Annotated in this window: 25 protein-coding genes; 16 read left to right on the plus strand and 9 right to left on the minus strand. The window is 62.3% G+C overall.

What is annotated here, in order from left to right; genetic code table 11:
• Positions 1–125: 125 nt before the first annotated feature.
• Entirely contained in the window at positions 126–1016 is an 891-nt protein-coding gene (bla, locus tag AMC88_RS06435; protein WP_012483146.1) for a class A beta-lactamase, read from the plus strand.
• Positions 1017–1246: 230 nt separating this feature from the next.
• Here the strand turns inward: bla and AMC88_RS06440 are convergent, their stop codons facing one another.
• On the minus strand, positions 1247–3586 hold the full coding sequence (locus tag AMC88_RS06440; protein ID WP_064824999.1) for a glucose/quinate/shikimate family membrane-bound PQQ-dependent dehydrogenase: 2340 nt from the start codon (positions 3584–3586) through the stop codon (positions 1247–1249).
• Between the two features lie 175 nt (positions 3587–3761).
• Positions 3762–5264, minus strand: a complete 1503-nt coding sequence (locus AMC88_RS06445; RefSeq protein ID WP_064825822.1) for a protein adenylyltransferase SelO — start codon at positions 5262–5264, stop codon at positions 3762–3764.
• Between the two features lie 237 nt (positions 5265–5501).
• On the opposite strand from AMC88_RS06445, the gene AMC88_RS06450 reads away from it, so the two are divergent.
• On the plus strand, positions 5502–6953 hold the full coding sequence (locus AMC88_RS06450; protein ID WP_170960091.1) for an MFS transporter: 1452 nt from the start codon (positions 5502–5504) through the stop codon (positions 6951–6953).
• Between the two features lie 81 nt (positions 6954–7034).
• Here the strand turns inward: AMC88_RS06450 and AMC88_RS06455 are convergent, their stop codons facing one another.
• Positions 7035–7553, minus strand: coding sequence for a DUF1697 domain-containing protein (locus tag AMC88_RS06455; RefSeq protein WP_064825000.1), 519 nt, complete (start codon positions 7551–7553; stop codon positions 7035–7037).
• 50 nt (positions 7554–7603) lie between these two features.
• Positions 7604–9712, minus strand: coding sequence for a S9 family peptidase (locus AMC88_RS06460; protein WP_064825001.1), 2109 nt, complete (start codon positions 9710–9712; stop codon positions 7604–7606).
• Positions 9713–9952: 240 nt separating this feature from the next.
• Here AMC88_RS06460 and AMC88_RS06465 point away from each other — a divergent pair, with 240 nt between their 5' ends.
• Both AMC88_RS06465 and AMC88_RS06470 read left to right on the plus strand, forming a co-directional pair.
• Positions 9953–10342, plus strand: coding sequence for a DUF930 domain-containing protein (locus AMC88_RS06465; RefSeq protein WP_012483152.1), 390 nt, complete (start codon positions 9953–9955; stop codon positions 10340–10342).
• A 92-nt stretch (positions 10343–10434) separates the two neighbouring features.
• The gene (locus AMC88_RS06470) at positions 10435–11220 is read left to right on the plus strand and encodes a polysaccharide deacetylase family protein (protein ID WP_064825002.1); all 786 of its coding nucleotides are present in this window, start codon (positions 10435–10437) and stop codon (positions 11218–11220) included.
• A gap of 41 nt (positions 11221–11261) precedes the next feature.
• On the opposite strand, the gene AMC88_RS06475 is transcribed toward AMC88_RS06470, so the two are convergent.
• Together AMC88_RS06475 and AMC88_RS06480 are read right to left on the minus strand one after the other, a co-directional pair.
• Positions 11262–12554 (minus strand): NAD(P)/FAD-dependent oxidoreductase, encoded by a 1293-nt coding sequence (locus AMC88_RS06475; protein ID WP_064825003.1) that lies wholly within the window; start codon positions 12552–12554, stop codon positions 11262–11264.
• Between the two features lie 19 nt (positions 12555–12573).
• The gene (locus AMC88_RS06480; RefSeq protein ID WP_064825004.1) at positions 12574–13743 is read right to left on the minus strand and encodes an AI-2E family transporter; all 1170 of its coding nucleotides are present in this window, start codon (positions 13741–13743) and stop codon (positions 12574–12576) included.
• A gap of 220 nt (positions 13744–13963) precedes the next feature.
• On the opposite strand from AMC88_RS06480, the gene AMC88_RS06485 reads away from it, so the two are divergent.
• Positions 13964–14347, plus strand: a complete 384-nt coding sequence (locus AMC88_RS06485; protein ID WP_064825005.1) for a hypothetical protein — start codon at positions 13964–13966, stop codon at positions 14345–14347.
• Positions 14348–14354: 7 nt separating this feature from the next.
• On the opposite strand, the gene AMC88_RS06490 is transcribed toward AMC88_RS06485, so the two are convergent.
• Positions 14355–15308 carry a VOC family protein gene (locus AMC88_RS06490; protein WP_170960090.1) on the minus strand — a complete coding sequence of 318 codons (954 nt, stop codon included), beginning with the start codon at positions 15306–15308 and terminating at the stop codon, positions 14355–14357.
• Positions 15309–15534: 226 nt separating this feature from the next.
• Here AMC88_RS06490 and AMC88_RS06495 point away from each other — a divergent pair, with 226 nt between their 5' ends.
• The 4 genes from AMC88_RS06495 (at position 15535) to AMC88_RS06510 (ending at position 18304) form a co-directional block, all read left to right on the plus strand.
• Entirely contained in the window at positions 15535–15954 is a 420-nt protein-coding gene (locus AMC88_RS06495) for a universal stress protein (protein ID WP_012483158.1), read from the plus strand.
• 156 nt (positions 15955–16110) lie between these two features.
• Positions 16111–16779: a PAQR family membrane homeostasis protein TrhA gene (gene trhA, locus AMC88_RS06500; RefSeq protein ID WP_004674979.1), complete on the plus strand. Its 669-nt coding sequence runs from the start codon at positions 16111–16113 to the stop codon at positions 16777–16779.
• A 110-nt stretch (positions 16780–16889) separates the two neighbouring features.
• Positions 16890–17405, plus strand: a complete 516-nt coding sequence (locus AMC88_RS06505) for a GNAT family N-acetyltransferase (protein ID WP_016734385.1) — start codon at positions 16890–16892, stop codon at positions 17403–17405.
• A 197-nt stretch (positions 17406–17602) separates the two neighbouring features.
• Positions 17603–18304, plus strand: a complete 702-nt coding sequence (locus AMC88_RS06510) for a pentapeptide repeat-containing protein (protein ID WP_010021997.1) — start codon at positions 17603–17605, stop codon at positions 18302–18304.
• 66 nt (positions 18305–18370) lie between these two features.
• On the opposite strand, the gene AMC88_RS06515 is transcribed toward AMC88_RS06510, so the two are convergent.
• On the minus strand, positions 18371–18643 hold the full coding sequence (locus AMC88_RS06515; RefSeq protein ID WP_010007958.1) for an usg protein: 273 nt from the start codon (positions 18641–18643) through the stop codon (positions 18371–18373).
• A gap of 277 nt (positions 18644–18920) precedes the next feature.
• Here AMC88_RS06515 and groES point away from each other — a divergent pair, with 277 nt between their 5' ends.
• The 5 genes from groES to AMC88_RS06540 all read left to right on the plus strand — a co-directional run bounded on the left by groES (position 18921) and on the right by AMC88_RS06540 (position 24848).
• The gene (groES, locus tag AMC88_RS06520) at positions 18921–19235 is read left to right on the plus strand and encodes a co-chaperone GroES (RefSeq protein ID WP_004674972.1); all 315 of its coding nucleotides are present in this window, start codon (positions 18921–18923) and stop codon (positions 19233–19235) included.
• Positions 19236–19287: 52 nt separating this feature from the next.
• A complete protein-coding gene (groL, locus tag AMC88_RS06525; RefSeq protein ID WP_064825007.1) occupies positions 19288–20916 on the plus strand; it encodes a chaperonin GroEL in 1629 nt (542 codons plus the stop codon).
• A gap of 101 nt (positions 20917–21017) precedes the next feature.
• A complete protein-coding gene (locus tag AMC88_RS06530) occupies positions 21018–21440 on the plus strand; it encodes a hypothetical protein (RefSeq protein ID WP_016734381.1) in 423 nt (140 codons plus the stop codon).
• A gap of 87 nt (positions 21441–21527) precedes the next feature.
• Positions 21528–22622, plus strand: coding sequence for a glycosyltransferase family 4 protein (locus AMC88_RS06535; RefSeq protein WP_064825008.1), 1095 nt, complete (start codon positions 21528–21530; stop codon positions 22620–22622).
• Positions 22623–22637: 15 nt separating this feature from the next.
• Positions 22638–24848, plus strand: coding sequence for an amylo-alpha-1,6-glucosidase (locus AMC88_RS06540; RefSeq protein WP_064825009.1), 2211 nt, complete (start codon positions 22638–22640; stop codon positions 24846–24848).
• 37 nt (positions 24849–24885) lie between these two features.
• Here the strand turns inward: AMC88_RS06540 and AMC88_RS06545 are convergent, their stop codons facing one another.
• Positions 24886–25107: a hypothetical protein gene (locus AMC88_RS06545; RefSeq protein ID WP_004672969.1), complete on the minus strand. Its 222-nt coding sequence runs from the start codon at positions 25105–25107 to the stop codon at positions 24886–24888.
• A gap of 213 nt (positions 25108–25320) precedes the next feature.
• On the opposite strand from AMC88_RS06545, the gene AMC88_RS06550 reads away from it, so the two are divergent.
• Together AMC88_RS06550 and AMC88_RS06555 are read left to right on the plus strand one after the other, a co-directional pair.
• The gene (locus AMC88_RS06550; RefSeq protein ID WP_064825010.1) at positions 25321–25794 is read left to right on the plus strand and encodes an Hsp20 family protein; all 474 of its coding nucleotides are present in this window, start codon (positions 25321–25323) and stop codon (positions 25792–25794) included.
• Positions 25795–25890: 96 nt separating this feature from the next.
• Complete coding sequence (locus AMC88_RS06555) at positions 25891–26400, plus strand: Hsp20/alpha crystallin family protein (RefSeq protein ID WP_004672973.1); 510 nt, start codon at positions 25891–25893, stop codon at positions 26398–26400.
• Positions 26401–26436 lie beyond the last annotated feature (36 nt).

Genomic DNA, 26436 nt, shown 5'->3' on the forward strand with positions numbered 1-26436 from the left:
CAGCGGACAATATGCTTGCCGCGGAGGACGAGGATGTCGCCGCGCGGACGACTTCGTCGCCGCGGGGACGAGATGCCGCCGCAATCGCGCCTTAGCTCTGTCCTCCTCACCGTCGGAGGAATTTCATGGATCTCAGTCTTACCCGCCGCATGCTGATCGGCTCGGCTTTGTGCCTGCCTGCGCTCACGTTTCCCGCAAGGGCCGAGGAGAAGAGCGAGGAGGGCGACGACAATGTCGAGCGCCGCCTGGCCGAACTGGAAAAACGCACCGGCGGGCGCCTCGGCGTCTCGGTGCTCGACACCCAGACCAGCATCACCTTCGGCTATCGCGGCAGCGAGGCCTTTCCGATGTGCAGCACCTTCAAGGCGCTGGCCGCCGGCTTCGCGCTGGCCCGCGTCGACAAGGGCGATGAGAGCCTCGACCGGCGGGTGACCTACGGCAAGGAAAAGCTTGTCGACTATTCGCCGATCAGCGAAAAACACGCCGGCGCCGACGGCATGACGATCGCCGAACTCTGCGATGCGGCCGTGACGCTAAGCGACAATACCGCTGGCAACCTGCTGCTCGAAAGCTTCGGCGGGCCGGCCGGGCTGACCGACTGGCTGCGCTCGATCGGCGACGGCACGACGCGTCTCGACCGCACCGAGCCGACCCTGAACGAGGGCATAAAGGGCGATCCGCGCGATACGACGACACCGGATGCGATGTTGGATACGCTCGGCAACCTGACGCTCGGCTCGGTGCTTACCGAAGCCTCGTCGGATAAGCTGATCGCCTGGCTGGTGGCAAGCACAACAGGCAAGGAGCGGCTGAGGGCCGGCCTGCCGGCCGATTGGAAGGTCGGCGACAAGACCGGCACCGGCCAGAACGGCTCGCTCGGCGACATCGCCGTCATCTGGCCCCCCGACCGCGGCCCGATCGTCGCCGCCGTCTATATTGCCGAAGCGACCACGCCGGCGAAGGATCTCAATCCGGTCTTTGCTGAGGTGGGGCGAATGATTGTGGAGATGGTTTGAGTTGATTGAAATGCGGCGGAGATGCTCCTCATCCGCCTGCCGGCACCTTCTCCCCGCTTGCGGGGCGAAGGGGACATGCGGCGACCTCTCGGTCTCCACTTACCCCTAGCAAGGCACGTCCCCTCTCCCCGTTTTTACGGGGGTCCGAAGGACGGGTCGAGACCAGCGGCTCGACCCTGGCAAGGGTTAGGGTGAGGGGCAGCCGTTGGCGCCAATAGCAACCTCCTCCATCACGGCAGCGTATAAGCAATCACATAATCGCCGGGCTTGGTGCCGACCGAGCCGTGGCCGCCAGCGACCATGACGACATATTGTTTGTTGTCGTCGGTCGTATAGGTCATCGGCGTCGCCTGGCCGCCGGCCGGAAGCCGGGCGCGCCAGAGCTCCCGGCCGCTGGTCACGTCATAGGCCCTGAGATAGTTGTCGACCGCGGCTCCTAGGAAAGCCACACCGCCTTTGGTCAGCATCGGTCCGCCGATGCCGGGCACGCCGACCTTGAAGGGCAGGGGCAGCGGCGTCATGTCGTGCACGGTGCCGTTCTTGTGCATATAGGCGATCTTGCCGGTGCGCAGATCGACGCCGGCGACATAGCCCCATGGCGGCGCTTGGCACGGGATCTGCAGCGGCCCGAGGAAGGGACCCATGAAGACGCCGTATGGCGCGCCGTCGTTGCGGTTGAGCCCCTGTTCGCTGCCCTTCTCGTCCTGGCCGCGCGGCGGAATATCGGCGGCCGGCACCAGGCGCGAGGTGAAGGCGAGATAGGTCGGCATGCCGAACATGATCTGCCGTTCCGGATCCACCGCGACGCTGCCCCAATTGAACGTGCCGAAATTGCCGGGATAGACGATCGTGCCTTCGAGTGACGGCGGCGTATAGCGGCCCTCGTAGCGGTAGCGGTGGAACTCGATGCGGCAGGCGAGCTGGTCGAACAGCGACACGCCCCACATGTCCTTTTCCTTCAGCGGCTCGGGCGAGAAGGTGAGATCGGAAATCGGCTGCGTCGGCGCGGTATGATCGCCCGAGACGGCGCCGCCGGGGGCTGCGATTTCCTTGACCGGGATGATCGGCTCGCCGCTGCGCCGGTCGAGCACATAGAGATCGCCCTGCTTGGTCGGGCCGACCAGCGCCGGAACAACGCTGCCGTCCGGCTTCGTCAGGTCGATCAGCGCCGGCTGGGCCGGGACGTCCATGTCCCAGAGGTCGTGATGCACGGTCTGGCGCACCCAGCGCAGCTGGCCGGTGGCGATGTCGAGGGCCACGATCGAGGAGGAAAATTTCTCGACATTGTCGCTGCGATTGATGCCGAGCTGGTCGGGCACTTGGTTGCCGAGCGGGATGTAGACCATGCCGAGCGCCTCATCGACGCTGAAGACCGACCAGCTGTTCGGCGAATTAGTCGTATAGGTCTGTCCCTCGGCAAGTGGCGTCGTCACGTCGGGATTGCCGGAATCCCAGTTCCAGATCAGCGCTCCAGTCTTGATGTCGAAGGCGCGGATGACGCCGGATTGTTCCTCGGTTGAATAATTGTCGTTCACCGCCCCGCCGATGATGATCTTGCCCGCCACCGCGACAGGCGGCGAGGTGGAATAATAATAGCCGGCCGGGTTGAAGCGCATGCCGGTTTCCAGATGCAGCACACCCTGATCGGCAAAGCCGGTGCACAGCTTGCCGTCCGCAGCGTCGAGCGCGATCAGCCGGGCGTTCGACGTCGGCAGATAGACGCGTTCGGCGCAGGGCTGGCCGGCCGCCACATCGGGGTCGGCATAATAGGTGACGCCGCGGCAGGTTTGATGCTGCCGGTTCGGGTTCATGCCGGAATTGGCGTCGTATTTCCATTTCTCCTTGCCGCTCTTGGCGTCGAGCGCGATCGCCCAATTGTGCGGCGTGCAGAGATAGAGCGTGTCCTTCACCTTGAGCGGCGTCACCTGGTAGGTGGTCTCGCTGATATCCTCCGGCCGTTTGACGTCGCCGGTCTGGTATCGCCACGCCTCCTTCAGGCTGGCGACATTCTCGGTGGTGATCTGGTCGAGCGGCGAATAACGCTGGCCGAAGGGCGTGCGGCCGTACTGGTGCCATTCTCCATCCGGCACGCTGCCGCCGAAAGCGGGGTTGGCGGCGGCTTGATCCTTCGGCAGCTCGCCGGCAAGATCGTGCGGATCCGTCGTCATCGAATAGAGGGCGACGAGGATGGCGAGAACGACCGGCACGGCGAGCGGCCAGGGATTGGCGCTGTAGGTGATGCCGGTCGGGCTGCGGAAGCCGAGCGGCCGGCGGATCCAGGGCGTCAGCAGCCAGAGCCCGAGCAGGATGATCATGCCGCCGCGCGGTCCGAGCTGCCACCAGTCGAAGCCGACCTCCCAGATCGCCCAGGCAAGCGCCGCAACGACGAGCACCGCATAGACCCAGAGCGCCGCCGCCCTGCGCATCAGCAGCAGCCCGGCGGTAATCAGGAACATCAGCCCGGCGAACAGGTAGAAGACACTGCCGCCGAGCGTGACGAGCCAGAGCCCGCCGCCACCGAGCGCCAGCCCGATGATGATGAAGAGGATGGAGGTGATGACGATCGCCATAAGGCTGTCTCCCGCTGAGGTTCGCCGGGTGAGGGAAGGGCGGAAAAGCCCCGCCGGTCAGCCAGATAGCGCGAGAGAGATGCCTTTCAACGGCCGCATTTGCCGCAGGGTGAAATCACGGTGGGGTTGTAGCAATACCGGCCGCCGGCTCGATTGGATGGGGATATAACGGCGTTCACGTCCCGCAGAAAGTCGCGAGCACCCGTTCGTGCGGTTTCGGCGGCTCGCGATAGGGAGCAAAATCCGGCTGGTCGTCATAGGGCCTGGCGAGCACCGTCAGCAGCGCCTCGAAGAGCGAGAAATCGCCGCTTTCGACCGCCGCCTCGATCGCCTGTTCGACCCGGTGATTGCGCGGGATGAAGGCCGGGTTGACTTTGCGCATGGCGGCGGCGCGCGCGCCGGCGGTCTGTGGATCGCGTGACAGCCGCTCGCGCCATTGCGAGAGCCAGGTGCGGCTGGCCTCCGCCTCGCGGAAACTTGCGGCAAAGTCGGGCTCCGCCGCCTCGTCGCCGGCAAGATCCGACAGCCGGCGGAAAGTCAGGGTGAAATCGGCGCCCTGCGCCTGCATCAGCGACAGCAGCGTCTGCACCAGTTCAAGATCGCCATCCTCTTCGCGGGCAAGACCGATCTTCTCACGCATCCCGGCCAGCCAATGCGTCTGGAACCGTTCGCCGTAGGCGCGGATCACGGCATTTGCCTTGTCGACGGCCGCGTCCGGTTCATCGTCGATCAGCGGCAGCAGCGTTTCGCCGAGCCTTGCAAGGTTCCATTGGCCGATGCCGGGCTGGTTGGCATAGGCATAGCGGCCGTGCTGGTCGATCGAGGAAAAGACAGTCGCCGGATCATAGGCATCCATGAAGGCGCAGGGGCCGAAATCGATCGTCTCGCCGGAGACAGTCATATTGTCGGTGTTCATCACGCCATGAATGAAGCCGACATGCAGCCAGCGGGCAATCAGCGCCGCTTGGCGTTCGGAGACCGCCTCGAACAATGCGAGATAGGGATTGTCGGCTTCCTTAAGCGCCGGATAGTGCCGGTCGATGACATAATTGGTAAGCGCCCGCACGCCGTCGGTATCGCCCCGCGCCGCAAAATACTGAAAGGTGCCAACCCGGATGTGGCTGGCCGCCACCCGGGTGAAGACAGCGCCCGGCAGCACCTCTTCGCGATAGACCGGCTCGCCCGTCGTCACCGCCGCCAGCGCCCGCGTCGCCGGAATGCCGAGCGCAAACATCGCTTCGCTGATGATATATTCGCGCAAGACCGGCCCAATTGCCGCCCGCCCGTCGCCGCGGCGGGAAAACGGGGTCGGCCCAGCGCCCTTCAGCTGGATATCGAAGCGCCTGCCGCTGCGGTCGATCACCTCGCCGAGCAGGATTGCCCGCCCGTCGCCGAGCTGCGGCGAGAAGCCGCCGAACTGATGGCCGGCATAGGCCATCGCCAGCGGCTGCGCCCCTTCGGGAACGAGGTTGCCGGAAAAAATCGCTGCGCCGTCGCGCCGCAGCGCCTCGACATCGAGCCCGAGCTCGGCGGCCAGCGGTTCGTTGAGCTTGATCAGCCAGGGCTCCGCCACTTGGGTCGGCATCTGCGCCGCGAAGAAGCGCTGCGGCAGGCCGGCATAGCTGTTGTCGAAGGCAAAGGCCGCGCTGGGCCGGTTTTTCTCAAGAGCGGAGGTCATGATTGATAGGTAGGGCCGAGCAGCCTGCGGCGCAAGCTCTTCACGAAGCATGAGGCCGATGCAAGCAATCGTGATCTGCTTTTCCCTCTCGTCAAAGCTGCTTTGCCATAAAGGACATAGCGCCGCCATGATCGCGGGCGTATACCAAATCGTCTCCCCTTGGCATTACGCCATGTCATCCCCCGCGGCCTTGCAGCCTCGTGTGCTCCGCCGCGCCACCGCGAGTGATCCCGGACGATGTCGGATCAGATTTACCAGGCGCCGATGGTTCGGCGCGCCGCGCCCAATTTCCGGGTGATCGCGATGATCGTCGCGAGTGCGATGCTGATGGAAAATATCGACGCAACGGTGCTGGCGACGGCGCTGCCGACCATGGCGCGCGATTTTTCCGTCAGCGCGCCGGCCATGTCGATTGCGCTCACCTCCTATCTCCTCAGCCTGGCGATCTTCATTCCGGCGAGCGGCCGGATGGCCGACAGTTTCGGTTCCCGCACCGTCTTTCGCGCCGCGATCGCCGTCTTCGTCATCGGCTCCATCCTCTGTGCGCTGGCGCCGACCCTGTCTTTCCTGGTCTTGGCGCGGCTGCTGCAGGGCTTGGGCGGCGCGATGATGATGCCGGTCGGGCGCCTGGTGCTGATGCGCAGCGTCGCCCGCAAGGACATGGTCAGCGCCATGTCCTGGCTGCTGGTGCCGGCGCTGATCGGTCCGATCGTCGGCCCGCCGCTCGGCGGCTTCATCGTCACCTATCTCGACTGGCGCTGGATCTTCTACATCAACGTGCCGATCGGCATTATCGGCATGATCTTCGTCTCGATCTATATCGACGAGGTCAAGGGCAAGGCGAGCGGCCGCTTCGATACGGTCGGTTTCGTGCTCTCCGGCATCTCGCTCGGCTCGCTGCTCTTCGGCTTCGAAATGTCGAGCCATGAAGGCGAGGGCGCCTTTTCGATCTTCCTGATCGCCATCGGCCTCATCTTCGGCATCGCCTATTTGAGGCATGCCCGCAAGCATCCGTCGCCGATCATGGATTTCTCGCTGATGAAAGTGCCGAGCTTCGGCACCTCGGTCATAGCAGGTTCGCTGACGCGCATCACCCAGGGCGCGCAGCCCTTCCTGCTGCCGCTGCTCTTCCAGATCGGCTTCGGCCTGTCGGCCGCCGCCGCCGGCCAGATCGTCATCGCAACGGCACTTGGCGCCCTCGCCATGAAGCCGATGGCGAAGTTCGTCTTCAGCCGGCTGGGTTTCCGCCGCAGCCTCGTCCTCAACGGCATTCTCGGGACGGTCGGTTACGGCCTCTGCGCCGCCTTCCGGCCGGACTGGCCGATGCCGTTCATCTTCATCGTGCTGATACTCAGCGCCTTCTTCCTGTCGTTCCAGTTCACGGCCTATAACACCATTGCCTATGACGAGATCGACAGGGAGCGGATGAGCTCGGCCACGAGCTTCTACACCACGTTCCAGCAGCTGATGCTGTCGCTCGGCATCTGCATCGGGGCGTTGGCGCTGCATGGCTCTATGGCTTTCAACGACGTCGAAACGCCGACGCTCGGCGATTTCTCGACCGCCTTCGTCGTCGTCACCCTCATCTCGATCACCGCGACTGTCTGGAACCTGCGCTTCTCGCCGACCGCCGGCGAGGAGATCAGCGGCTATAAGCCGAAACGGACGAAGGATGTTGCCGGCGGCTGACACGACATGCATGAAAACAAGGACTTGGACCGCCTCGCCTGAATCAGATTCTGCGCGGGCAGCTGGTCTTAATCCTTGTTCTCAGGCCTCCATCGCCGCGGCCATTTCTGCAAGCTTGCGCACGGTGTTTAGATTGCGCGAGGTCCCCGGCTTCAGTGCCGGCAGCTTCAGCTTCGAGCGGCCGGAACCATTGGGATAGTGCACATAGATTTCACGGGTGGCGAGCTTCGCTCCCTCGCCATCGGGTGCGGTCATTTTCTCCAGCGCATCGGCGGGCGGCTTTTCGGGCAGGAAATAGACGAGCAAGAAATTCGGCTTGGCATCGGGAAAGGGCGCGTTCGCGGCAATCGCCTCGAGTTCCTTGCGGCTGCGGACCATCACCCCCGGCCGCTTGCCCATCTTTTGTCCGAGCGCGGCATCGAGCTTTTGCTCGACCGCCTTTTCTGACTCATCTGAGCGGAAAAGCACATTACCGCTCTGGATGTAGGTTTTCGCATCGGTGAAGCCGAGGCCTTCGCAGATTGCCTTGAGCTCAGCCATCGGCAAGGAGCCGGTCCCGCCGACGTTCACGGCGCGGAGGAGGGCGATGTAGACGGGCATTTCTTTCTCACTTGATCGTTGTGCCGTACCGGCCCCCCTCTATCACACCCTCACATCTTCCCCGCCACCTTGATCGCAAACGCATACTCGAACGCGATCTCCTCCAGCCGCTGGAAGCGCCCGGACGCCCCGCCATGTCCGGCGTCCATGTTGGTCTTGAGCAGGATCGGAGCGCTGCCGGTCGTCTTGTCGCGCAGTTTGGCGACCCATTTGGCGGGCTCCCAATAGGTGACGCGCGGGTCGGTCAGGCCGCCAAGCGCCAGGATCGGCGGATAGGCCTTGGCGTCGACATTGTCGTAGGGCGAATAGGCGGCGATGTGCTCGTATTCTTCGCGGCTGTCGATCGGGTTGCCCCATTCCGGCCATTCCGGTGGGGTGAGCGGCAGGGTGTCATCGAGCATGGTGTTGAGCACGTCGACGAAGGGAACGGCGGCGATGATGCCGGAAAACTTCTCCGGTGCCATGTTGGCGACGGCGCCCATCAGCATGCCGCCGGCCGAGCCGCCTTCGGCGATGATCTTCGCGTAAGAGGTGAACTTCTGCTGATTCAGGTAGTCGGCTGCGGCGACGAAGTCCTTGAAGGTGTTCGTCTTCTTGTCCATCTTGCCGTCTTCGTACCAGGCAAAGCCCTTGTCCTTGCCACCGCGGATATGGGCGATGGCATAGACGAAGCCGCGGTCGGCGAGCGACAGGCAATTGGTGTTGAAGCCGGCCGGAATGGTGATGCCGTAGGCGCCGTAGCCATAGAGCAGGCAGGGCGCGGTGCCGTTGAGCGGCGTGTCCTTGCGATAGAGCAGGGTGACCGGCACCGTCTCGCCGTCCCAGGCCGGGGCGAAGACGCGGCGGGTGACATAGTCGTCGGGATTGTGGCCGGATGGCACTTCCTGCGTCTTCAGCAGCGTGCGCTCGCGCGTCACCATATTGTAGTCGTAAAGCTGCGACGGCGTCGTCATCGAGGAATAGGAGAAGCGGATGACATCCGTGTCATATTCCGCCGCGCCCGAAAGCCCCAGCGAATAGGCTTCCTCGGCAAAGGCGATTGCATGCTCCTCGCCGGTCGCCCGATCGCGGATCATGATCTGCGGCAGCCCGTCCTTGCGCTCGAGCCACAGCAGATGGCGGGCATAGGCCATGTGGCTGATGATGAGCGTGCCGGGCTTGTGCGGCACGACCTCGCGCCAGTTCTCCTTGCCGGGCTTATCAACCGGCGCTTCCATGATTTTGAAATCCTTGGCGCCGCCGTCATTGGTCAGGATGTAGAAGATGTCGCCGCCCTCGGTCAGCGAATATTCGATGCCTTCCTCGCGCGCCGCCACCAGTTTCGGCTCGGCGGTCAGATCCTTGGTCGACAGCAGCCGGTATTCGCTGGTCTCGTGATCGTGGATGTCGATATAGATGAAATCGTCGAGCAGCGATCCGCCGACGCCCATGAAGAAGCCGGCATCGGCTTCCTCATAGACCAGCCGGTCTTCCGATTGCGGCTGGCCGACAATGTGGTGGAACACTTTCGAGGGCCGGTGGTTCTCGTCGAGTGCCGAATAGAAGAAGCTCTTGCCGTCGGGCGCCCAGACGCCGCCGCCGCCGGTATTCTCGATCACGTCGTCGAGATCCTGGCCGGTCGAGAGGTCGCGGACTTTCAGCGTGAAGAACTCCGAGCCCTTGTCGTCATAGCCCCAGATGCCGCGGCTGTGGTCGCTCGTATGGTCCAGGCCGGCGAGGCGGAAATAGGCCTTGCCGGATGCTTCCTTGTCGCCGTCGAGCAGCACCGTGCGGATCGTCTCGTCGGAGACGTCGCCGTCGCGGGGAATGCGGAAATAGCGCGGCCGCTCGCCGCCGGTCACATAGGAGGTGCCGTAGGCATAGGCGCCGTCCTTCACCGGCACCGAGCTGTCGTCTTCCTTGATGCGGCCGCGCATTTCGGAAAACAGCACCTTCTGCAGCGGCTTGGTGTCTTCCATCGCCGCGTTCATATAGGTGTTTTCGGCTTCGAGATGCCGGCGGATCTCGGGGTCGAGGATCGAGGGGTCCTTGAACATCGCCTGCCAGTTGTCGGCCCGCAGCCAGGCATAATCGTCCGTGCGGGTAATCCCGTGGCGCGTATCGGAGACGGGCTTCTTCGGGGCGGCGGGCGGTGTCGGCAGGTTCTTGAAGACGGACAAGGAATTGGCTCCGGTGGGAATGTCGGGTGGGCAAGAGATAGAGGCGTGCCGTCGCCGGATCAAGCGCCAAGGAGGCAGGTGGCCTTCCACAGGCAAGGGACCGGCTCGGTTCGGCCTGCCTTGATGTCACCACAATATTTAAGAATGTCGCTCTCGCAGATCGAAATTTACACGTGCCAAGCCCCCGGCAAGCTGCCTGTGGCAGGGTGAAGACTGGACAACAGCAAGGGATTTTCTTCAATGCCGAAACATCTGCTCCTGTTTGTATCCCTCGTCGGCCTTGCTGCCCCCGCCTTTGCCGTCGATCCCGCCATCAAGAAGCAACTGGAAAAACTCGATCCCTCGACCCGCCTGGAGCAGAGCTGCGACACCGAGGCGATGAGCCGCATCAATCAGGACAGCACCGGCTTCAAGCCCGACAAGGTGATCGCCTATACCTTCAAGGACCCGATCGCCGGCGACAATTCGCTGCAGGCGCCGGGCGCCGTCTTCCGCAGCAAGGGCGACTGGTACCATCTCTCCTACAATTGCATCACCGGCCCGCAGCATATCAACGTGCGCGAACTCAACTACCAGATCGGCGACAAGGTCCCGCGCGAGAAGTGGGACAAATATTATCTCTACGATTGATCGCCTGTCCCGCTGGGTGCGCTGACCGGCCACATGGCGGTGGATGAACGCAGTCGCTAAACTCGGCCGATCTAAATCGTAGAAGTCCTTTCATGAACCGCATCTTGCTTGCTTCGGCGTTTCTTCTGGCCGGCCTGTCCACGCTGTGCGCGGCCGAAACGCCGCTGCCGGCCGCCGCCGCCCCGCTCATGAAAAGCCCGGCGGTAAAGCTCGTCGAGCCACATCTGCACATCGCCCGTTCCAACCTTGCCGGCCATGCCCGCATTGCGCTCACCTTCGATGCCTGCATGGGGCAGGCGGACGAGCGCATCCTGTCGACGCTGGTGCGCGAGCGCATCCCGGCGACGATTTTCGTCACCGCCCGCTGGCTGAAGCGCAATCCCGCCGCACTCGCCGTCTTTCTGCAAAACCCCGATCTCTTCGAACTCGAAAATCACGGCGAGAACCACATTCCGGCTGTCGATACGCCGACGCTGGTCTATGGCATCGCGTCCGCCGGCTCGCCGCAGGCGGTGCGACAGGAAGTCGAAGGCGGTGCTGCGGCGATGCTCGCATCCGGCATTCCCGCTCCGCACTGGTTCCGTGGCTCGACCGCCAAATATGACCTTTCCGCCATCGGCGAGATCCGCGCCATGGGCTATCGCATCGCCGGCTATTCGGTGAACGGCGATGGCGGCTCGCTGCTCGGAGCGGCAATCACCGAAAAGCGCATCGCCTCGGCCAAGGACGGCGATGTCGTCATCTCCCACATCAACCAGCCGACCCATGCGGCGGGCGAGGGGGTGGCGAAGGCGCTGGTCGATCTGAAGGCGAAGGGCACGGAATTCGTTCGTCTCGATGATGTCGAGGATATGGGCGACGACAAGACGACGGAGTAGTTCTGCTATTGAGGGTGTGCCGTGGCACAACAGCCAAGCCTCTATCGCAGTTCACTCCCGCTCCCCACCCGATCCTCTCCAAACCGCCGCAACCCCGGCCCATCCCGATCAAGCGCGAAATCCTCGAACCAGTCGCGATGCATGCCGGCAATCATCGCGCCGATCATCTGGGCGGCGAGATAGGAAAAGGTAATGCCGTTGCCGCCGTAGCCATAGGCGGCAAGCACATGCGGCACGCCGGGCACCGGGCCGATCAGCGGCAGGCCGTCGGCCGTTTCGCCGAAGGTTCCGCCCCAGGCATGGGCGATGCGGGTATCTGCTCTCGGCCAGAGCCGCTTCATTTTTTCCTGGATGGTCCGGGTCTTGGCCGGCAGCTTAAGATCGCGGGCTGCGGGGTCGGTCGTGCCGTCATCCTCGCCGCCGGCGACAATGCGGTTGTCGGCGGTCGTGCGCATGTAGAGATAGGGATGGCTGTTCTCCCAGATCAACGCCCTCTCGCGCCAGAACGTCGTGGGGTCCTGCGGCACGGTGGCGACCGCCCAGCTCGAGCTTGTACGATGCAGCTTCGGCATGTCGAGGCCTGGCATCGAATAGCCGGTCGCCAGCACCACATGCCGCGCTTCGATGACATGGGCGCCGTCTGTCTCGGCCGTGACGTGGTCGCCTTCGCTGTGCAGCGCCGTCACCGAAGCCCTGACCAGCCGCGCGCCGCGCCGAACAGCCATTGCGATCAGCGCCCAGGTCAAGAGCAGAGGATCGGCCTCCGCCGAGCCCGGCGAATAGATCGCCCCGTCCCGGTCGAGCTCGAACTGGGTGAAGAGGTCGGGATGTTCGAGATAGACGCCGGGAAGGCCGGCCCGGCGGCGCAACTGGCGCTCTTCCAGCAGGTCGCGGGCGCCTTCCTGGTTGGCGGCGAGATAGAGTGTGTTGCGCGGCCGGAAGCCGCAGGCGATCGCGTTTGCGGCGATCAGCTTGGCAAGGCCGGCGACGGCAGCAGCACTGCGGCGATAGATGCCGGCGGCGCGCTCGAAGCCATACCAGGCCTCCAGCTCGCTGAGCGTGCTGTCGATCTCCCATTGCAGCATCGCGGTACTGGCGGCGGTACTGCCGAACCCCGGCTGCTCCCGGTCAATGATGGCAACGGAGAAGCCGCGCGCCGCAAGGTGCTCCGCGATCAGCGCGCCGGTGATGCCGCCGCCGATCACCGCGACATCGGTGGATAAGCTCTGATCGACCGGCTGCCATGCGGGCCGTATGCCGGTTTGTCCCCAAAGCGAACGGCCGCTGACCATCTGCTCATGATCGGATTCGTCGAGGTCGAGATCGGATGCCAACGGATGTCTCCTCGCTTGATCACTTCGGCAATTGCGGCTGCGGTCTTTCTTCGATCAGCAACTCCTCGATAATGGTCATGACAATCAGCGACAGCGGCAGAGCCAGCATCGCCCCGACCGCACCCCACATCCACGTCCAGAACAGGATGGCGAGGAAGACGATGAAAGGGTTGATTTCCAGCCGCCGCCCCATGACCGCGGGGAAGATGATGTTTTCCATGATGAGATGCACCGTGAAGAAGGCGGCCGCCGGCATCAGGCCGACGATGAAACCGTCATATGTGATGATGCCTGCGATGGCGACGGACAGCGTCATCAGCGTAATTCCGAGATAAGGAATGAAGCTCGACAGGAAGGCGAAGAAGCCCCACAACACCGGCGCCGACAACCCGCTCGCATAGGCGATAATGGTCATGACGACGCCAAGCCCGACATAGATCAGCGAGGCGGTGGCAAAGTAGAAGCCGAGCACCTGCTCGACGGCATTGATGACGCGGATCGCCGCCAGCCGCTGCGTGCGGGTGCGGAAGGTCATGATGATCGTCTTGCGCAGATTGACACGGCTGGCGAGGAAGAGCAGCAGCGCGGCGAAAAAGATCAGCCCCTGCACCAGCGCCGGCGTCAGACTTGTGGTCACCACATGCAGCACGTTGCCGGTGTTTTCGAGCAGCGCTCCGATCGACATCGGGCCGCTTTCGAATGTCGCCGGTGTGATATGCAGCCATTCGATGCGCTCGAGATAGGGCATGATACGGGCGATCGTTCGCTCGAAGAAAGCCGGCGCTTCATTGGCAAGCGTCGCCAGCGGACTGGCAAGCGAGTTGGCCACCAGCGCAATAACAAGAGCGACCCCGCTTGACAGCAGGAAGGCATTGGCGAGCCGCGGCACGCCCATTTTGCTGAGATTTTCTGCGGCGAGGCCGAGGATCATGCCGACAACGACGGCGAGCGTGATGGGGATGAGGATCAGCGACATCATATAGACGGCGGCAAGGCCGAGGATGGCGAAGATGCCGATGATCGCCCAGGCCATGCTGATATCGAGCCCGTCCTTTTCCACACGACGCACCGGCGCAGGTGGTGGCAGCTCCTCCGCCGCCTCCTGCAATGTCTTTGCCCAGGTACTGGTGCGGCGTTCGCCGACGGCGATCTTCTTAGCCTGTTTGCGGATGCCGTTGGCGATGCCCATGCGGTGAGGTTCCTGAAGCCCCATTGCTTCGCCACAAGAACGCGCTGCTTCGGTTCCAGTTCCGCAAGGTCACCGCGATGCCGCAAATAGCGCGCCCGTTTGCAGGCATCGGCGGCTCGGCGAAAGGACCTCCTCCCCGCACCGGCACGCAAACGAGTTGAATTGCAGAGCCGGAACAAGCTTGCAGTCGCGGGCGTTCGATGTCGGAAGGAGATAGCTCATGACCGAAGATCCCGATCGGACTAAAACCGCCGAGACCTATTCGACCAATCCCCCTTACGCGGACGAGAGGGGCCTGAAAGCCGCCGACCAACGGCGGTGGTGGGCCTGGACGGCCCTCGTGGCAGGCGCGGCGGTTCTCATCATTGCCGGCGTCAGCGTTGCGATCTGGCCCGACCCTGACAATAACGATCCGACGGCGACGGCTTCGACGAAACCGGATCCGATCAATACGCAGCCGTCCGGTCCCGGCACGTTCAACAATGACCCGGCCTCAGGCCCTGCACGGCCACCGGAAGCAACAGACCGTTCGCCGACGCCGAGCGGAAACGGCGGCGGGCCGACCGGGGTGACGACGCCATCCGGAACCGAAAAGATTCAATAGATATGGTTCAGGCCGAGAGCGTCAGGCCGATGCCCCAGGGATCCCTGAGGAAGACGCCGCCGTCGCGCTTCTCGCTGTTGATCTCCAGCGCGTCGAGCTTGGAAACCGCTACATCCAGCGTCGCCTTTTCGTTGAAACGGATTTTGTAATCCGAAAGTCCGGTCATATTGTCGGCGCGGGCCACAGCGCCCCGGCTGTTCCAGATGTTGGCGGCGAGATGGTGGTGATAGCCGCCGGTCGCAAAAAAGCTGGCGCCGGGATAGCGGGCCATCAGCGTCAGGCCGAGCACGTCACGGTAGAAGGCGTCGGCTTGCGGGATATCGCCGACCTGCAGATGCAGATGACCGATCGCCGTCCCCGCGGCCATGCCGTCCCAGCGCTCATCCGGGGCGCTGTCATAGAGCGCCTGCAAGTCGAGGCGCAGCGTCGCCATCTCGATCATGCCGTCCTGATGGAACTTCCATTGCTGGTGGGGCCGGTCGGCGTAGATTTCGATGCCGTTGCCTTCGGGATCGGAAAGGTAGATCGCCTCGCTGACGAGATGGTCGGAGGCCCCATCGAGCACGACATTGTTATGCGCCGCATGGCGCAGCCAGCGCGCCAGTTCGGTGCGGTCGGGCATCAGGAAGGCGGTATGGAAAAGCCCGGCGGCGTTGCGCGGCGCGATTGCCGCATTCCCGGCGGTCGTCAGCGTCAACAGCGGCAGGCCGCCGACCCCGAGCACTTCGCCGCTTGCGGATTTTTCGATGACTTTCAGACCGAGCATCGACTGATAGAAGCCGGAGACGAGACCGAGGTCCTTAACGACGAGGTGCGACTGGTCGATATAGGCCGGCCGCGTCAGCGCATAGGATGTTTCTGTCGTCATGGATAATTCTCCTGCCTCTGAAGCGATAGGCGCACCGGCGGTGGCGGCAACCATGCCGCCGGTGGCAAGCCCGAGAAAGTTTCGCCGGTTCATGCGCCTGATATCCACTCTGCTGCCGTACTTGATCTCTATATGGCGGCTTGGGGTTGTTCACAGAAGCCTCGTTTTTGAGGATGAAGCGTTGAGCAAGTGTTGACAATCGCTTGCGCTGATTTGCTGTCCCTGACTTGCCCTCCGCTAACGGCCCAGCTCACTTGATCGCGGTCAATGCGTCCATATCTTCTTAAGGAGAAGCTTATGCATCTCATGGAGGGAAGCCATGTACAGGAAGATCATCGTGGCGATCGCGCTCGGCGGCCTCGACAGGGGACAGGACATCCTCCGCAAGGCCGCATCGCTGCTCGACGCGGGCGGCGAGATCGTCGCGCTCAACGTCATCGAGGATGTACCGACCTATGTCGCGATCGAACTGCCGGCCAATATGCTCGAGGATGCCATGAAGGACAGCCGCGACCGGCTGCAGGCGCTGGTCGCCGCAACCGAAGTCGTGGCAACGGTCGAAATCCGCAACGGCCCGCCGGCCAAGGCCATTATTGCGGCCGCCGAAAGCCATCACGCCGACCTCATCATCCTCGCCTCGCATGTGCCGGACTTTTCCAACTATTTCATCGGCGCCACGGCCGACCGCGTCGTGCGCCACGCCAAGTGCTCCGTGCTGGTCGAACGGCACAAGATCTGAGCGCGCGCTTTCTATTTTCTCCACTCGCCGCGCTTAAAGCACGGCAGGTGCCGCGTGACCTGTCACGAAGATTTACCACGTCCGCGATGTGGCGCTGTTGCGCCGCCACCCGTTCGGTGCGACCATCGCCGTCGGGCACGAAATGGATTGGCGCGCATGGCTGAGTTCAACGGCATTCGCTGGGCTTACGACAGATATGAGCTGATCGCCGATGGCATCGTCCATGGCGTCGGCCTCGTGCTGGCGCTGATCGGCGCCACGGTGCTGATCTTCTACGCCACGGTCTGGAGCTCCTATGGCGCGCTCGCCGCCGCCTGGATCTATGGGGTCGGATTGGTGCTGACGCTTGCCATTTCCTTTTCCTACAATCTCTGGCCGGTCTCACGCACCAAATGGTTCCTGCGCCGCTTCGATCATTCGGCCATTTTCATCCTGATCGCCGCCACCTATACGCCCTTCCTCGAACGCGGCGCCGACGATCCGCTGCTGTTGTACATGCTGGTGGCGATCTGGCTGTTCGCCGCCGTCGGCATCGTCCTGAAATGCGCCTTTCCCGGCCGCTACGACCGTCTCGCCATCCTGCTTTACCTCGCCATGGGCTGGAGCGGCGTGGTGGTGGCCGGGCCTGTCGCTGCGCGCATCCCCTCCGCCTCGATGCTGCTGATCGTCATCGGCGGCGTCCTCTATTCGCTCGGCGTCATCTTCCATGTCTGGGAGAAGCTGCGCTTCCAGAACGCCATCTGGCACGGGTTCGTCGTCATCGCCGCGGCCGTGCATTATTCGGCCGTCTTTACCTGTTTCAGCCTGCCGGCATCGGGCTTCTGAGCGGCGGCCTGGGCGCAGCCGTTCCGCAAGCGGCGTCTCCACCATCTGCCGTTTACATCTTCGGAGGCGCGGCGTATGCCACCCGGACAGCCAAACGAACCGGACCAACTATGACAGACGCCGTCCTTATTCGCGACGCCACCGACGCCGATCTTCCCGCCATCCGCGAGATCTACAATCACGCCGTCGAGCACACGACGGCCATCTGGAACGAGACGCTGGTCGACCTCGACAACCGGCGGGAATGGATGAGGGCGCGCCAGGGCCGCGGCTTTCCCGTCATCGTCGCCGAGCTGTCGGGCAAGGTCGCAGGCTATGCCTCCTATGGCGATTGGCGGGCCTTCGACGGCTATCGCCACACAGTCGAACATTCTGTCTATGTCGACAAGGATTGCCGCGGCGCCGGCATCGGCGAGACACTGATGCGCGAATTGATCGTGCGTGCCGCTGCCGCCGATGTCCACGTGATGATCGCCGGCATCGAGGCCGAGAACACCGCCTCGATCCGGCTGCACGAGAAGCTGGGCTTCCGCATCGCCGGTAGATTTTCCGAGGTCGGCACCAAGTTCGGCCGCTGGCTGGATCTCACCTGCATGGAGCTTCGCCTGCCCGCCAGGCCGGATTGACCGCCTGTCTGGGCAAGGCGGTTTGACCGCCTGCCCGGGCAAGGCAAATGCGCGTTTGCCTTGCCGGGACGGAGCGAACCCGCAGATGATTGCCGGCGCGTTCGCCATCTTTTTATTGTATTCTGAGCTGTGTAGAAATGGGGGGCGCCTGCTTCGCGACAGCCGGCGTGATAAGCGTCATGGAGATCAACAGTTCAATGGCAATGCATAGATCGCCGCTCGGCCTCCTTGCCTTCCTTCTTCTCGCCTTTGCTCCGATATCCACCCGCGCTGCCGATTGCGGCAGCACGGCCTCGCCGAAGCTCGACTGGCAGGAATGTTCGAAGAAGAACCTGATGCTGCAGGGCAGTGATCTGGAAGGCGCCAATCTCTTCAGCACCGATTTCTCACTGACGGACCTCAGCGGCGGGAATTTCAAATCCGCCAATCTGGAGAAGGCGACTTTGGTGCGCGCCTCGCTCGAGGGGTCACATGCCGAGGGGGCCAATTTCGCCAAGGTCGAGGCCTATCGCGCCAGCTTCGCCAATATTGCCGCCGAAGGCGCGTCCTTTGCCGGCGCCGAGCTGCAGCGCGCCAATTTCGGCGGCGCCCGGCTTTCCGGCGCGAGCTTCGAAAAGGCCGAACTCGGGCGCGCCGATTTCGATAAGGCGGTGCTGACGGGGGTGAAATTCTCCTTCGCCAATCTCTCCCGGGCCGATCTCTCCAACGCCACCTTCGAAGGCCCGGTAATCTTCGAGCGCGCCTTCATGTTCCTGACCCGCATCGAAGGCCTCGACCTTTCGGCTGCCGCCGGGCTCGAACAGGCGCAGATCGACCTCGCCTGCGGCGACGCCTCGACCAAACTGCCCTCCGGCCTCTCGGCGCCGGCAACTTGGCCATGTCCGGCCGAGCACGAGTGATTACAAAGGCGACAACTGGTCGCCTTTGGCAACACGCAGCGCTGCCTTAGGAAGGGTGCGTTCGACTCAGTGGAGTTTGAACTCGCCCATGACGCGGCGCCACTCGTTAGGTCCGATCAGCCGCTGGTGGGTGTAGCGAACGGAGTGTAGCGGCCCGTCGAGCGTGGACTGCCAGAATTGGAGAAACTTGTGCATCTCCGGAAAGTCCGGAGCAAGATCGTAATCCTGCCAGACATAGGTTTGCAGCACGGATTCAAAATCAGGAATGCGATAGAGGATATGCGCAGTGGTCAGTCCATAGCCGTTCAACTGGCGTTCCAGATCCGATGAAAATTGCATGCTTCATCTCCGTTTCGTGACGCTCGAAAGGTGGCGCAAAATTTTGCGGCCATCAACGGATTTCGGAACGCGTCCACCCTGTTTATTGTTCCTTTACAGAATGTTAGCAGCCGCTTGGAGCGAGTGCTAATTTTTTTATGGCGCCCTCTTGAAATGGAAAAACCGCAAAACCAGATCATTGCGCGCAGAACGCTCGATCGAGGTTTTGCACCCGCTCGGACTGGTCATCCGGTCCGGGCAGGGGAACATCGTTATTGTTTGTCCATTGGAGGAAAACATGTCGTTCCGACCGCTTCATGACCGCATTCTCGTCCGCCGCGTCGATTCCGAAGAAAAGACCAAGGGCGGCATCATCATCCCAGACACCGCCAAGGAAAAGCCGCAGGAAGGCGAGGTCATCGCTGTCGGCCCGGGCGCGCGCGATGATGCCGGCCAGGTCCAGGCGCTCGACGTCAAGGTCGGCGATCGTATCCTGTTCGGCAAGTGGTCCGGCACAGAGATCAAGATCAATGGCGAAGACCTGCTGATCATGAAGGAAAGCGATGTCATGGGCATCATCGAGGCCCGGGCCGCCGAAAAGATCGCCGCCTGAGGCGATTTCCACGCATTAGTCAAAAAAAGCTGCCTATTGAAGGAGTGACAGAATGGCTGCGAAAGAAGTCAAATTTCATAGCGATGCCCGTGAACGCATGCTGCGTGGGGTCGATGTGCTGGCCAATGCGGTGAAAGTAACGCTCGGTCCCAAGGGCCGCAACGTCGTGATCGACAAGTCCTTTGGCGCGCCGCGCATCACCAAGGACGGCGTTTCGGTCGCCAAGGAAATCGAACTCGAAGACAAGTTCGAGAACATGGGCGCCCAGATGCTGCGTGAAGTGGCATCCAAGACGAACGATCTCGCCGGGGACGGCACGACGACGGCGACCGTGCTTGCCCAGGCAATCGTCAAGGAAGGTGCCAAGGCGGTTGCCTCTGGCATGAACCCGATGGATCTGAAGCGCGGCATTGATCTTGCCGTCGACGCCGTCGTCGGGGAGTTGAAGGCCAACGCCCGCAAGATTTCCAACAATTCCGAAATTGCTCAGGTAGGTACCATTTCAGCCAACGGCGATTCCGAGATCGGCCGCTACCTCGCCGAAGCCATGGAAAAGGTCGGCAACGAAGGCGTCATCACGGTTGAAGAAGCCAAGACCGCCGAAACCGAACTCGAAGTCGTCGAAGGCATGCAGTTCGACCGCGGCTATTTGAGCCCCTACTTCGTCACCAACCAGGACAAGATGCGGGTCGAGCTCGAAGATCCCTATATCCTGATCCATGAGAAGAAGCTCTCGAACCTGCAGTCGATGCTCCCGATCCTCGAGGCTGTCGTCCAGACCGGCAAGCCGCTCCTCATCATCGCTGAAGACGTCGAAGGCGAAGCCCTTGCAACGCTCGTCGTCAACAAGCTGCGCGGCGGCCTGAAGATCGCTGCCGTCAAGGCTCCTGGCTTCGGCGACCGCCGCAAGGCCATGCTCGAAGACATCGCCATCCTGACGGGCGGCACCGTGATCTCCGAAGACCTCGGCATCAAGCTTGAAAATGTGACGCTCAACATGCTCGGGCGGGCGAAAAAGGTGGCGATCGAGAAGGAAAATACCACGATCATCGATGGTGCCGGCTCGAAGGCGGAACTCGACGGGCGCACTGCTCAGATCCGCGCCCAGATCGAAGAAACCACCTCCGACTACGACCGCGAGAAGCTGCAGGAACGTCTTGCCAAGCTCGCCGGCGGCGTTGCCGTCATCCGCGTCGGCGGCTCGACGGAAGTCGAAGTGAAGGAAAAGAAGGACCGCGTCGACGACGCGCTTCACGCAACCCGTGCGGCAGTCGAGGAAGGCATTCTGCCGGGCGGCGGCGTGGCGCTGCTGCGCGCGGTCAAGGCGCTCGACACTATCAAGACTGCCAATGACGACCAGCGCGTCGGCGTCGACATCGTTCGCCGGGCAATCGAGGCACCGGTTCGCCAGATCGCGGAGAATGCCGGAGCGGAAGGCTCGATCATCGTCGGCAAGCTGCGGGAGAAGAACGAATTCTCCTACGGCTGGAACGCCCAGACGGGCGAATACGGCGATCTCTACGCGCAGGGCGTCATCGATCCGGCCAAGGTCGTTCGCACCGCGCTTCAGGACGCAGCTTCCGTTGCCGGCCTGCTGGTGACGACAGAAGCCATGATCGCCGAGAAGCCCAAGAAGGAGGCTGCTCCGGCCATGCCCGCCGGTGCAGGTATGGACTTCTAACAGCGATCGCTGGCCCGCTCCGCCCTCGGGGCGGGCCGTTCCATGCGCTATTGGATGAAATATGAAACAAGTTCCATCGGTCGACACAATGGAGCCAAGCTATGAGAAAGGAAAGCCTCAGCAATTCCATCGAGCAGAATGCCACGGCGGCGATCAGCGCGGCGCATCTGCTTCATCCGGCGAACCATTTCAGTCACCCGCGTGACGTGCTCGCCGCCGATCACATCAGCAACGACGAAAAGCGGGCCATTCTCGCTTCATGGGCGTCCGATATCTTCGCGATCGAATCCGTGCCCGCCCTCCGGCTTTATCCCGGGGCGGAAAGAGCCGTTTCCTATGACGAGATTCTCGAAGCGCTGAAGACCCTGGACAAGGATGATCGGCAGCCCGGGGAGCAAGGTTCATCCGCTTCGTCCGGTGCCCGGAGGATCCGCCGCCGAAGACTGCCGGCACGCAGCTTCCCCAGCTTTGGCTTTTGCAGCTATTCGAGAGGAGGGTCGCGCCGCCAGTTGTTAGAATGCTGACTCCCTATCTGACCTGCCGCGTGCTTCTTAAGCACGCAGCCATGATTTTTGCCGTCGACTCTTTGCTCAGCTGAGGAGGTTTTGCCGATGAAGATCGCTCAGATTGCACCGCTTGCCGAGAGCGTTCCGCCAAAGCTCTATGGGGGAACCGAGCGGATCGTTTCCTATCTTACCGAAGAACTTGTGGCACAGGGACACGAGGTCACGCTCTTTGCCAGTGGCGATTCCGTCACCCGAGCCCGACTCGTGTCGTGTGCGGACGTCGCGCTGCGGCTCAATCCTGCGGTCAAGGAACATCTGCCACATCAGGTCGTGATGCTGGAGGAGATCCGCCAGCGGGCGCATGAGTTCGACGTGCTGCATTTCCACATCGATCTGTTGCACTTCCCGCTGATCCGCGAGTTCGCCGACAGAACGATCACCACACTGCACGGGCGACTCGACCTGCCGGATCTCAAGCCGTTCTACAAGGCGTTTCCAAACATTCCGCTGGTGTCGATCTCCAATGATCAGCGCCGCCCGATGCCGCCGGTCGACTGGCGCGGAACGGTCTATCACGGTCTGCCTGCCGACCTTCTTCCTTTCACCGGGAACCCGAAGGGAAACTATCTTGCCTTCCTTGGGCGGATCTCTCCGGAAAAACGCCCCGACCGCGCAATCCAGATTGCGGCAAAGGTTGGAATGCCCCTGAAAATCGCCGCCAAGATCGATAATGCCGACAAGGCCTATTGGGACACCGTGATCGAGCCAATGGTAAGGAGACATCCGCATGTGGAATTCATCGGCGAGATCGACGAGCATCAAAAGGCCGACTTTCTCGGAAATGCAGGCGCTCTGCTCTTCCCGATCGATTGGCCGGAGCCGTTCGGGCTGGTGATGATCGAGGCCATGGCCTGCGGCACGCCGGTGATCGCCTTCGGCTGTGGCTCGGTTCCCGAGGTGGTTGACAACGGCATCTCCGGAATCCTGGTCGACAGCGTCACCGAAGCGGTGGAAAATGTCGAATGGGCGCTCCGGCTTGATCGGCGCAGGGTGCGGGCCGCATTCGAAAGGCGCTTCACCGCGAAACGGATGGCCTGCGACTATCTCGACATCTATCGGAACTTGCCGGGCGTGCGTACCAAAGCCGCGCCGATCCGCCGGTCGAACGGTGAGGCGCTTGACCTCCAGGCTGTCGCCTGACGTTAGGGAGGAGACATGTCGAACGTATCTGTGGACAGCAGCCCCGCCACAGGATCGCCGGGCTTGGTAGCGCCGGTCGCTCAGTTCTTCATTCCGGCGGCAGCGTCGCTGCAGGAGCGCCGGCCGCGCACCCTGAAGCACGGCGACAGTTTCGCCCTCTTCGATCACAATGGCGATGCTCTTTCCGGTCCCGGCAGTCCGGAAGGTTTGTTCTACCGGGATACTCGTTATCTCTCGCATCTCTATCTAACGATCAACGGACAGCGGCCGATGCTCCTGTCGTCGACGCTGCGGGACGACAACGCCACGCTGACCTGCGATCTCACCAATCCGGATCAGTTCGATGCCAAGGGAAAGCTGGTTCTCGGCCATGACCTCATTCATCTGCGCCGGTCCCGCTTTCTCTGGGATGCCTGTTGTTATGAACGCCTGGCCGTGAGGAACTATGACGACCGTCGGCAACATGTTCGAATCCAGATAGCGTTTAGCGCCGATTTCGCCGATCTTTTCGAGGTCCGCGGAACCGCAAGGGCAAGGCGAGGGCGCCATCTTCCCGCAGTCGTGGAACAGGATTGGATCCTGCTTTCCTATATTGGGCTGGACGATCGCAAGCGGTCGACACGACTTTGCTTCATGCCGGAACCGTCCGAGATTCGCAGCGATCTTGTCACCTTCGATCTCCTCCTAGAGCCGCACGAGACCAAATCGCTGTTCATTCAGATCGGCTGCGACGAGACCTCCGCCGACCGACTGAGCCGCCTTTCCTTCTTCCTGGCCTTGCGGGATGCGCGGCGTGCGTTGCGCGCCTCTGCCTCGCGCGCGGCGTCGATTACAACCTCTAACGAGATCTTCAACGAAGTCACGCGGCGCAGCGCCTCCGACCTATACATGCTGATCACTGACAAGCCGGAAGGTCCATACCCTTATGCCGGTATTCCTTGGTTCAGCACCGTCTTCGGCCGCGACGCCCTGATCACGGCGCTTCAGACACTTTGGATTGATCCGGAGATCGCGCGCGGGGTTCTCGGTCACCTGGCAGCCAACCAGGCGACGAGTATTGATCCTGCCTCAGACGCCGAGCCGGGCAAGATCCTGCACGAAGTGCGCTGCGGCGAAATGGCTGAACTCGGCGAGGTTCCATTCAGGCGTTACTACGGCAGCATCGACTCGACGCCGCTCTTCGTGATGCTGGCTGGCGCCTATCTCCAGCGAACCGGTGATGTCGCGACCCTCGAGCGTCTCCTGCCGAACCTGGAAGCGGCGCTGACGTGGATTGACGAACATGGGGATCGCGATGGCGACGGCTTCGTCGAATATGGACGGCTGACGCAAGAAGGACTGATCAATCAGGCGTGGAAGGATAGCCACGACTCGGTCTTCCATGCCGACGGCACATTGGCCAGGGGCCCGATCGCTATTGCCGAAGTCCAGGCCTATGTCTATGGCGCCTGGCAAAGTGCCGCCGAAATCTTCCGGCGGACGCACAAGCCGGAACGCGCCGCCAGCTTTCTCGCGCGGGCGGAGGGACTGCGCCGCGCCTTTGACATCAGCTTTTTCGATGATGACCTTGGCACCTATGTGTTGGCTCTCGATGGTGATAAACGGCCCTGCCGGGTCCGATCCTCCAATGCCGGCCATGCTCTGTACACCGGTATTGCTTATCCTGAACGGGTCGGTGATGTGACCCGCACCCTGATGAGCGCTTCGTCCTTCTGTGGCTGGGGCATCCGCACCATTCCCTCTACCGAAGCGCGTTACAATCCCATGAGCTACCATAATGGCTCGATCTGGCCCCATGACAATGCATTGATAGCCAGTGGCCTCGCCCGCTACGGCTATCGCGCCGAGGCCGCGCAGATTTTCGAAGGGCTGTTTGCCGCCGCCACCTATATCGACCTGCGGCGGCTTCCGGAGCTCCTCTGTGGTCTGACGCGTCAGCGCGCACGTGGGCCGACCTCTTATCCGGTCGCGTGCTCGCCTCAAGCCTGGGCGGCAGCAGCACCTCTGTCGCTGCTGCAATCCTGCCTTGGCCTCGGTTTCGATCCGCAGGGCCTGCAAATCAGTTTCAATGTGCCGCAACTTCCCTCTTTCCTCGACGAGGTGATCTTGCGGGGCCTGCTGATCGGCAACGGCTCGGCCGACGTCGCCATCCGTCGGTCGGGACGCCAGGTCGTGGTCGATGTGATTAATCGACTGGGCAACGTTCAGGTGCTGATCACGGCCTGACGACGGAGGGCTTCCGAAGGGCGAATTTCCGCCTTTCCTAATCCTCTTCCTCTTCATCCGCCCTCAGCAGATCGACAAGCACAGCAACCCTGCCTGTCGGCAGATGCCGGCCTTCACCCAGCAAAGCCTCGTCGTTGTTGGCCCATGCGAATGCCTCGGCAAGTTCGGGCTGCGTCGCACCGGTCGCAATGACCTCGGCCACGAGCATCTTGTCGGCGGGCCCTAGGACGGCAACGACATCTTCTGAAGTCATAGTCATAGCTATAGCTCCTCGCTCAACCTCGCCCAGATATGGCGGCGCCTTCGAAAAATTCAAATTTTCGCGTTGAGAAGTTCCATCCTCTTGAACTGGTAAGGTGCTGAATTACATAATTATTGTCGACCGCTGAACAGGGTTCGACACAAGTCCAGGAGACGCCGGTCGTTCTGGGCGTCTCCTTGTATCCATGTTGCTTGTTAGGAGGATATGGCTATGAGAACAAACCTCGATTTCGCTCCCCTGTTTCGTTCGAGCATCGGCTTCGAGCGGATGTTGAACGCGCTCGAGACCGCGAGCCGTGCCGAGACAATCGACAACTGGCCGCCTTACGACATCATCAAGACCGGCGAGGACGACTACCGCATAGCGATGGCGGTGGCGGGCTTCACGCCGGAGGAACTGGCCATCACTCAAGAGCAGAACATGCTCATCGTCTTGGGGCAGAAGGCCAACGGCGACGATGTTCAATACCTGCATCGCGGCATTGCCGGACGGTTCCAGCGTCGTTTCGAACTCGCTGACCACGTGAAGGTCGTGGATGCCGGGCTCGTTGACGGTCTGCTGACCATCGCTCTCAAACGCGAAATTCCTGAAGAGATGAAGCCACGCCAGATCGGAATCGAAACGGGTCAGCCCAGGTCGAAGGCGCAGCCGAAACAGATCGAGGCTGGAAAGCACGCGGCCTGAGCTTCGCCGGCAGGCGAATAGGCGCCAGGATCGGCCTGGCGCCAAACGCATGTCCCAAGAACCACCAGACAAGAATCACCAGAAAGGATTGAAACCATGAGTGTCCGTGATTTGATTCCCTGGGGTCGCAACAACGGCAACCAGGTTCCAAGTCTCCTTCGCGACGATGACCGCGACCCGTTCCTGTCGCTCCATCGTGAGGTCAACCGGCTGTTCGACGATGTTTTCCGTGGCTTCGGCTCCGGTCTGCCGTCATTGCGCGGCGCCAGCGGCTTTGGTGCCGGCTGGCCAAGTGTCGAAATCTCCGATACCGACAAGGCAATCAAGGTGACCGCCGAAGTCCCCGGCCTTGAGGAAAAGGACATCGAAGTCCTGCTCGATGACGGTGTTCTGACACTGAAGGGTGAAAAGCGTTCGGAGATGGAAGACAAGGAGAAGCAGTTCTCGGAGCGCTACTACGGCCGCTTCGAGCGACGCATCCCGCTCGGTTTCGAGGTCAAGGAAGACCAGGTCGAAGCCACCTTCAAGAATGGTGTTCTGACCGTAAGCTTGCCAAAAACAGAAAAGGCTCAGTCACAGGTCAAGCGCATCGCCATCAGGAGCTGATCGAAAGAAGCGCGGCGGCGGCCGCCATCCGGCAGC

It is taken from the genome of Rhizobium phaseoli, assembly GCF_001664385.1.
In the GTDB taxonomy this organism is placed as follows: domain Bacteria; phylum Pseudomonadota; class Alphaproteobacteria; order Rhizobiales; family Rhizobiaceae; genus Rhizobium; species Rhizobium phaseoli.

Excerpts from the sequence above, each read along its gene's own strand:
- bla (WP_012483146.1), top strand. The coding sequence starts at position 126 with ATGGATCTCAGTCTTACCCGCCGCATGCTGATCGGCTCGGCTTTGTGC.
- AMC88_RS06440 (WP_064824999.1), bottom strand. The coding sequence starts at position 3,586 with ATGGCGATCGTCATCACCTCCATCCTCTTCATCATCATCGGGCTGGCG.
- AMC88_RS06445 (WP_064825822.1), bottom strand. The coding sequence starts at position 5,264 with ATGACCTCCGCTCTTGAGAAAAACCGGCCCAGCGCGGCCTTTGCCTTC.
- AMC88_RS06450 (WP_170960091.1), top strand. The coding sequence starts at position 5,502 with ATGTCGGATCAGATTTACCAGGCGCCGATGGTTCGGCGCGCCGCGCCC.
- AMC88_RS06455 (WP_064825000.1), bottom strand. The coding sequence starts at position 7,553 with ATGCCCGTCTACATCGCCCTCCTCCGCGCCGTGAACGTCGGCGGGACC.
- AMC88_RS06465 (WP_012483152.1), top strand. The coding sequence starts at position 9,953 with ATGCCGAAACATCTGCTCCTGTTTGTATCCCTCGTCGGCCTTGCTGCC.
- AMC88_RS06470 (WP_064825002.1), top strand. The coding sequence starts at position 10,435 with ATGAACCGCATCTTGCTTGCTTCGGCGTTTCTTCTGGCCGGCCTGTCC.
- AMC88_RS06480 (WP_064825004.1), bottom strand. The coding sequence starts at position 13,743 with ATGGGCATCGCCAACGGCATCCGCAAACAGGCTAAGAAGATCGCCGTC.
- AMC88_RS06485 (WP_064825005.1), top strand. The coding sequence starts at position 13,964 with ATGACCGAAGATCCCGATCGGACTAAAACCGCCGAGACCTATTCGACC.
- AMC88_RS06490 (WP_170960090.1), bottom strand. The coding sequence starts at position 15,308 with ATGAACCGGCGAAACTTTCTCGGGCTTGCCACCGGCGGCATGGTTGCC.
- AMC88_RS06495 (WP_012483158.1), top strand. The coding sequence starts at position 15,535 with ATGTACAGGAAGATCATCGTGGCGATCGCGCTCGGCGGCCTCGACAGG.
- trhA (WP_004674979.1), top strand. The coding sequence starts at position 16,111 with ATGGCTGAGTTCAACGGCATTCGCTGGGCTTACGACAGATATGAGCTG.
- AMC88_RS06505 (WP_016734385.1), top strand. The coding sequence starts at position 16,890 with ATGACAGACGCCGTCCTTATTCGCGACGCCACCGACGCCGATCTTCCC.
- AMC88_RS06510 (WP_010021997.1), top strand. The coding sequence starts at position 17,603 with ATGGCAATGCATAGATCGCCGCTCGGCCTCCTTGCCTTCCTTCTTCTC.
- AMC88_RS06515 (WP_010007958.1), bottom strand. The coding sequence starts at position 18,643 with ATGCAATTTTCATCGGATCTGGAACGCCAGTTGAACGGCTATGGACTG.
- groES (WP_004674972.1), top strand. The coding sequence starts at position 18,921 with ATGTCGTTCCGACCGCTTCATGACCGCATTCTCGTCCGCCGCGTCGAT.
- groL (WP_064825007.1), top strand. The coding sequence starts at position 19,288 with ATGGCTGCGAAAGAAGTCAAATTTCATAGCGATGCCCGTGAACGCATG.
- AMC88_RS06530 (WP_016734381.1), top strand. The coding sequence starts at position 21,018 with ATGAGAAAGGAAAGCCTCAGCAATTCCATCGAGCAGAATGCCACGGCG.
- AMC88_RS06535 (WP_064825008.1), top strand. The coding sequence starts at position 21,528 with ATGAAGATCGCTCAGATTGCACCGCTTGCCGAGAGCGTTCCGCCAAAG.
- AMC88_RS06540 (WP_064825009.1), top strand. The coding sequence starts at position 22,638 with ATGTCGAACGTATCTGTGGACAGCAGCCCCGCCACAGGATCGCCGGGC.
- AMC88_RS06545 (WP_004672969.1), bottom strand. The coding sequence starts at position 25,107 with ATGACTATGACTTCAGAAGATGTCGTTGCCGTCCTAGGGCCCGCCGAC.
- AMC88_RS06550 (WP_064825010.1), top strand. The coding sequence starts at position 25,321 with ATGAGAACAAACCTCGATTTCGCTCCCCTGTTTCGTTCGAGCATCGGC.
- AMC88_RS06555 (WP_004672973.1), top strand. The coding sequence starts at position 25,891 with ATGAGTGTCCGTGATTTGATTCCCTGGGGTCGCAACAACGGCAACCAG.